General features: G+C 76.0%; 6 protein-coding genes. 3 read left to right on the forward strand and 3 right to left on the reverse strand.

The window, feature by feature from the left end; genetic code table 11:
• Positions 1-50 precede the first annotated feature (50 nt).
• The 3 genes from ACFT41_RS06215 to ACFT41_RS06225 all read right to left on the reverse strand — a co-directional run bounded on the left by ACFT41_RS06215 (position 51) and on the right by ACFT41_RS06225 (position 2,475).
• Positions 51-545 carry a DUF2017 domain-containing protein gene (locus tag ACFT41_RS06215; RefSeq protein ID WP_377587016.1) on the reverse strand — a complete coding sequence of 165 codons (495 nt, stop codon included), beginning with the start codon at positions 543-545 and terminating at the stop codon, positions 51-53.
• A 2-nt stretch (positions 546-547) separates the two neighbouring features.
• A complete protein-coding gene (gene clpS / locus ACFT41_RS06220) occupies positions 548-838 on the reverse strand; it encodes an ATP-dependent Clp protease adapter ClpS (protein ID WP_377586976.1) in 291 nt (96 codons plus the stop codon).
• Positions 839-963: 125 nt separating this feature from the next.
• Positions 964-2,475, reverse strand: coding sequence for a hypothetical protein (locus tag ACFT41_RS06225; protein WP_377586975.1), 1,512 nt, complete (start codon positions 2,473-2,475; stop codon positions 964-966).
• Between the two features lie 272 nt (positions 2,476-2,747).
• Here ACFT41_RS06225 and ACFT41_RS06230 point away from each other — a divergent pair, with 272 nt between their 5' ends.
• The 3 genes from ACFT41_RS06230 (at position 2,748) to ACFT41_RS06240 (ending at position 6,039) form a co-directional block, all read left to right on the forward strand.
• Positions 2,748-4,034, forward strand: a complete 1,287-nt coding sequence (locus ACFT41_RS06230; RefSeq protein ID WP_377586974.1) for a nicotinate phosphoribosyltransferase — start codon at positions 2,748-2,750, stop codon at positions 4,032-4,034.
• 40 nt (positions 4,035-4,074) lie between these two features.
• On the forward strand, positions 4,075-4,656 hold the full coding sequence (locus ACFT41_RS06235) for an isochorismatase family protein (RefSeq protein WP_377586973.1): 582 nt from the start codon (positions 4,075-4,077) through the stop codon (positions 4,654-4,656).
• Positions 4,657-4,728: 72 nt separating this feature from the next.
• Positions 4,729-6,039 (forward strand): MFS transporter, encoded by a 1,311-nt coding sequence (locus ACFT41_RS06240; protein ID WP_377587015.1) that lies wholly within the window; start codon positions 4,729-4,731, stop codon positions 6,037-6,039.
• Positions 6,040-6,207: the final 168 nt, after the last annotated feature.

Raw genomic sequence — 6,207 nt, forward strand, 5'->3', positions numbered from 1 at the left:
CCCAGCGTAGCCCCTCGCTGACGCCCGCAGCGAGGTGGCGCCGGTCACCCTTAGTCGATCATGGCGTTGAGCAGGGACTCCTGGAGATAGCCGAGATAGGCGTAGACCGAAAGCTGGAACACCCGGCTCGACGACGAGTCGGCGGCGACCGCCTCGTCCAGCTCCGCGCCCAGGTCCGTGCCGTCCTTGATCTCCAGCCGGACGCCCATCGCCAGGCGGGCGTCGTTGAGGGCCCGCAGCCACGCCTCGGCCGCCTCGACGTCGAGCTGCACCTCGCCACCGGCGGAGTCGGGCAGCGCGGCGAGGATCGCCCCGGCCTGGTCGATCTTGCCGGTCTTCAGGTCACCCTCGGTGTACTTGCGGAACTCCGCCGTGCCGGCCGAGTCGTCCGGGTAGACCTCGGGGAAGAGCCGGCCGACCACCGGGTCGGTGTGGTCGAAGCCGTCGGTGAGCAGCCCCACCACCTCGGAGGCCACCTTGCGCAGCACCCGGACCTCGTCCACGGCCAGCGTGGCGACATACCGCTCGCCCCGGCGACGGAACATGCTCACGACCTCTCCACCGTGGCCCACAGCCCATACGCGTGCAGCTGCGCCGCGTCGTGCTCCATCCGCTCCCGGGCCCCACTGGAGACCACCGCCCGGCCCTTGTGGTGCACGTCCAGCATGAGCTTCTCGGCCCTCTCCCGGCTGTAGCCGAACAGCTTCTGGAAGACCCAGGTCACGTACGACATCAGGTTGACCGGGTCGTCCCACACGATCGTCACCCATGGCCGGTCGGAGACCGGCACCTCTTCGGTGTCCGGGTTCTCGACCGGCGCAACCTGCGGAGCCGCCATGCCCCCATCGTGCCACCGGTCGCGGGGAAGCGATGAACCGGAACGCCGGACGGGCCCGGATCAGCCGCCGGGCCGGCGCACCGGGCCCGCCCGGCGGGCCCCGGCGGCGCGCGGCGGGCCCGCCGTCAGGCGAGCAGGATGCCGTGGTCGAGCGCATCGGTCAGCACCGTGCCGAGCGAGAGGCGGATCGCCTCGAACCGCCGGGACACCTCCCCGGTCAGCTCCAGCTCGACCTCGCGCAGCGCCCGCTGTGCCCAGGACCGGGCACCGCCCGGGTCGTCGTTGCCGGGGCCGCGCCAGCGCTGCCAGCACCCGCCGGAGAGCGCCACGGCGACCGGCGGGAGCACCTCGGCGCGCTCCGCGCCCGGGTAGCCACACAGCGCGTCCACCGCACCGGGGCCGGTCAGCTCCGCCACCCCCGCGGTGCTGGTGACCAGCAGCACCCGGTCGAGGCCCCGGCCCGCCGGATGCTCGTCGAGCCCGAACCGCACGGCCTCGACGATCCGCCGCCGTACGCCGTCGGGGACCGGACCGCCGAGGACGCGCTCGGCGGCGGAGTCGCAGATGCGCCGCACGGCCCGGTCGCACTGCGCGGTGGCGAGCAGGGAGAGCGCCTCCAGCTCCCGGTCGAGCAGTTGCGGCAGCCCTGCGCACCCGACCCCGAAGACGATCTCCTGCACCACCCGCAGGTGCGCGTTGGCCAGCTCCAGGGCGAGGTGCTGCCGGATCCGTCGGGCGCAGGAGCGGGCCTGCCGGTCCAGCTGCCCGGCCCAGTCGGTCGCCTCCGCGCCGGGCAGCACCGGCACCCGGCCGTTCGCGCCGGGCAGCTCCGGCGGCTGGGCGCTGGCCCGGCGCAGCCCCTCGTCGGCGGCCCACCCCACGATGGCCCGGCGCAGCGCGTCGGTGCCGTCCGGGCGGGCCGGGTACCACCGCGCCCGGGCCAGCCCGGGCACGGCGGCGAGCAGCGTGGCGCGGTGCCCGGCGACCACCACCCCGGCCGGATCCACCGGGTCCACGGAGTCCACCGGGCCGGCCGGCGCGGCCCAGCCCGACAGCCCGGGGGTGACGACGAAGAAGACCTCGGCGGGCGAGCCGGCGACCTCGGCCAGCAGGTGCAGCTCGGCGGCGGTGAACGCCTGGTCGGCGGCGATCACGAAGAGCAGCGCCCCGGCCCGGCCGACCGCGTCGAGCAGGAGCCGCCCGCCGGCGACGCCGAGGGTTCCGCTGTCGGGCGTGTCGACCAGGGCGAAACGCCGCAGCAGCGGCTCGGCGACGGTCAGCTCGACCCGGCGCGGCGGTCGGGCCGGCGCCGGGCCCGCCGCCGCGCCGTCCGGTGTGTACGCGTGCGGCTGCCGGTGGCCCGGCACGTACGCGGCCCGCGTGGACACCCGGGCGTGGTCGACCAGCAGCCAGCTCCCGGGCGGCACGGTGAACAGCTCCGGGGCGAGCCCCAGCAGGGCGGCGAGGACGTCCCGGCGCGCGGCGCCGGCCGGGCCGGCGGCGACCACGGCGAGGGGCTCGCCCGTCGGTGGTTCGGTCACCCCGAGCCGGGTGGGCAGCGGGTCGCAGCCCGGCGAGGCGGCGGGACCGCCCGGCTCGTCGGGCACGTCGACCCCGGGGAGAGGGCCCGGTTTCATCAACGGCCTCCCAATGCGGGCGGCCGCGTCGGACCCGGCCGCGTGGATCGTCCGGCGGTGGCATCCAGGTGCGGGAAGAGTGCGTCCACGGGGGACTCGACCGCCCCGCCGGATACTCACCGGTAATCGGAAGGCTACTCAACTTCGCCGCGTGGCGATGCCCGCATGCAAGGATGACTGTCGATACACTGCCCGGCCGGCGACGTCCGGCCGCGGGCGGTCCTTCCCGGGCCAGGAGGGCGAGCCGGGAAGGTGAACTCTAGGCTGGGCGGGTGAGCACCTTTCGCCCCGCGCTGCTGACCGACCACTACGAGCTGACCATGGTCAGCGCCGCCCTGGCCGACGGCACCGCCGACCGCCCGTGCGTCTTCGAGGTCTTCAGCCGTCGGCTGCCCACCGGCCGCCGCTACGGGGTGGTGGCCGGCACCGCCCGGCTGATCGACATGATCCGCGACTTCCGCTTCTCGACCGACGAGGTCGACTTCCTGCGCCGCGCTGGCGTCGTCGACGACGCCGGCGCCGAGTGGCTGGCCCGCTACCGCTTCACCGGCGACATCGACGGCTACGCCGAGGGCGAGCTGTTCTTCCCCGGCTCGCCGATCCTCACCGTCTCCGGCGGCTTCGCCGAGTGCGTGGTGCTGGAGACGTTGGTGCTGTCGGTGCTCAACCACGACTGCGCGGTCGCCGCGGCCGCCGCCCGGATGGTCACCGCCGCCCGGGGCCGCGCGCTGATCGAGATGGGCTCCCGGCGGGCCCACGAGGAGGCGGCCGTCGCGGCGGCGCGGGCCGCGTACCTGGCCGGGTTCCGGTTCACCTCCAACCTGGCCGCCGGCCAGCGGTACGGCATCCCGACCGCCGGCACCGCCGCGCACGCGTTCACCCTGCTGCACGACGACGAGCGGGCCGCGTTCGCCTCGCAGGTCGCCACGCTGGGCAAGGACACCACGCTGCTGGTCGACACGTACGACATCAGCCAGGGCATCCGCAACGCCATCGCGGTGGCCGGGCCGGAGCTGCGGGCCGTCCGGATCGACTCCGGCGACCTCGCGGTGATCGCCCAGCAGTCCCGCGAGCTGCTCGACTCGCTCGGCGCCACCGAGACGAAGATCATCGTCTCCGGCGACCTAGACGAGTACGCCATCGCCGCGCTCGCCGCCGAGCCCGTCGACATGTACGGGGCGGGCACGGCCGTGGTCACCGGCTCCGGCGCACCCACCGCCGGCCTGGTCTACAAGCTGGTCGAGGTGGCCGGGCGGCCGGTGGTCAAGCGCTCCGAGCACAAGGCCACCATCGGCGGCCGGAAGGTCGCGGTGCGCCGGCACAAGCCGACCGGCACGGCGACCGAGGAGGTCATCGTGCCGCAGGGCGTACCGGACCGGCAGCCGCACGACCGGCTGCTCCAGCGGACGTACGTGGCCGGCGGCGAGCCGGTCGAGCCGCCGACGCTGGACGAGTCCCGGGAACACCTGCGGCAGTGCCTCATCTCGATCCCGTGGGAGGGCCTCAAGCTCTCCGCCGGCGACCCGGCGGTCCCGGTGACCGTCGTCCCCGCCGGCTGACCCGTCCACCCTGGCCCGCACCGCGAAGGAGCACCCTGGCATGACGAACGCGCTGATCATCGTCGACGTGCAGAACGACTTCTGCGAGGGCGGCTCCCTCGCGGTGGCCGGCGGTGCCGGCGTCGCGGCGGGGATCTCCCGGCTGCTCGCCGCCGAGCCCGACCGCTGGGACCACGTGGTGGCGACGAAGGACTACCACGTGGACCCGGGCACGCACTTCGGCAACCCGCCCGACTACGTCGACTCCTGGCCCGCGCACTGCGTCGTCGGCACGCCCGGCTCGGAGTTCCACCCCGGACTGGCCACCGGCCGGATCGAGGCGATCTTCCACAAGGGCGAGCACGCGGCGGCATACTCCGGCTTCGAGGGGCACGCCGCCGACGGCGAGCGCCTCGCCGACTGGCTGCGCGCCCGCAGGGTCGACCGGGTCGACGTCGTCGGCATCGCCACCGACCACTGCATCCGGGCCACCGCGCTGGACGCCGCCCGGGAGGGTTTCGCCACCACCGTGCTGCTCGACCTGACCGCCGCCGTGGCACCCGCGACGCTGGACGTGGCGTTGCGGGCGATGGAGGGCGCCGGGGTGGCGACGACCGGCGCGCCGGTGATCAGGGCCACCTGAGCGGATAAACCGCTGGCGGGTGTCACACCTCCGGTCGAGGATGTCGGGCGGAGGTGCCCCACCGTCGTGAACATGTCGCCCTACCGGCAGGCGCTCGCCCTGCCCGGCCTCCGGCCGCTGCTGCTGGTGTCCGTGCTCGCCCGCGTCCCGCTCACCGCGACCGGCGTGACCATCACCTTCCACGTCGTGCTCGACCTCGGCCGGGGCTACGGCGCGGCCGGCCTGGTCGGGGCGGCGATGACCGTCGGCGCCGCGCTCGGCGGCCCGCTGCTCGGCCGGCTCGTCGACCGGCGCGGCCTGCGGCCGGTGCTCGCCCTGACCGCCGTCGCCGAGGCGATCTTCTGGTCCACCGCACCGGCGCTGCCGTACCCGGTGCTGCTGCCGGCCGCGTTCGTCGCCGGCCTGCTCGCCCTGCCGATCTTCTCGGTCATCCGGCAGTCCATCGCCGCGCTCGCGCCGCCGGAGCACCGCCGCCCGGCGTACGCGCTGGACTCGATGTCGGTGGAGCTGTCGTTCATGGTCGGCCCGGCCCTCGCCGTGGCGATGTCCACCGCCGTGTCCGCCCGGGTCACCCTCTACGCGGTGGGCGCGGGCGTCGTCGCCGCCGGCATCACCCTCTGGCTGCTGAACCCGCCCACCCGCGCCGCCGACGAGCCGGCCCGGCAGCCGCGGCGGGTGCCCCGCCGGGAGTGGCTGACCCCCAGGCTGGTCGCCGTCTTCGCCGTGAGCCTCGCCGCGACCCTGGTGCTCGGGGGCACCGACGTCGCGGTGGTCGCCGTGCTGCGCGCCGGCGGCGAGGTCGGCTGGACCGGCGCGGTGCTCGCCGCGTGGGCGGTCGCGTCGCTGGTCGGCGGCTTCGCGTACGGCGCGGTCAGCCGCCCGGTCTCGCCCCTGGCCCTGGTCGCCGCGCTCAGCCTGTGCACCATCCCCGTCGGGCTCGGCGGCGCGCACTGGTGGCTGCTCTGCCTCGCCCTGATCCCGGCCGGGATGCTCTGCGCGCCGACGCTCGCCGCGACGGCCGACGCGGTCAGCCGGCTCGTCCCCGCCGAGGTGCGGGGTGAGGCGATGGGCCTGCACGGCTCGGCGGTGACCGTCGGCATCGCCCTCGGCGCGCCGCTGGCCGGCGCGGTCATCGACGCCTCCGCCCCGCCGTGGGGCTTCGTGGTCACCGGCGCGATCGGGCTGCTGGTCGCCGCCGCCGTGCTCCCCGCCGAGCTACGCCGCCGCGCCACCCCGGCCCCGGCGGCCCCGCTCCCCGCGTCGGACCCGATCCCGCCGGCACCCACCGCGCCGGCCACCACCGCGCCGGCACCCACCGCGCCGGGTTCCGCCGACCCGGCCGCCGCCGCACCGGCATCCGCTGCCAGCGGCGTCACCGGTTGACCCGTGGCGGGCGGGTTCGCGGGGTGCGGTGCGGGGTCGGGGCCGCGCCATGTCGGTGACTGGCGGTATCCCGGCCCTCCAGACCCCGCTATGTCGCCGACACGGCGGGCCCCACCCGGCCCGCCACTCGCCGAACGGCGCCGGGCGCCGCGCCCCGGTGGGGTGCGG

This window comes from Micromonospora sp. NPDC057141 (assembly GCF_042670805.1).
GTDB lineage: Bacteria > Actinomycetota > Actinomycetes > Mycobacteriales > Micromonosporaceae > Micromonospora.

Bases quoted from the DNA above. Each gene is read 5' to 3' on its own strand.
- ACFT41_RS06215 (WP_377587016.1), bottom strand. From the start codon at position 545: ATGTTCCGTCGCCGGGGCGAGCGGTATGTCGCCACGCTGGCCGTGGAC.
- clpS (WP_377586976.1), bottom strand. From the start codon at position 838: ATGGCGGCTCCGCAGGTTGCGCCGGTCGAGAACCCGGACACCGAAGAG.
- ACFT41_RS06225 (WP_377586975.1), bottom strand. From the start codon at position 2,475: ATGAAACCGGGCCCTCTCCCCGGGGTCGACGTGCCCGACGAGCCGGGC.
- ACFT41_RS06235 (WP_377586973.1), top strand. From the start codon at position 4,075: ATGACGAACGCGCTGATCATCGTCGACGTGCAGAACGACTTCTGCGAG.
- ACFT41_RS06240 (WP_377587015.1), top strand. From the start codon at position 4,729: ATGTCGCCCTACCGGCAGGCGCTCGCCCTGCCCGGCCTCCGGCCGCTG.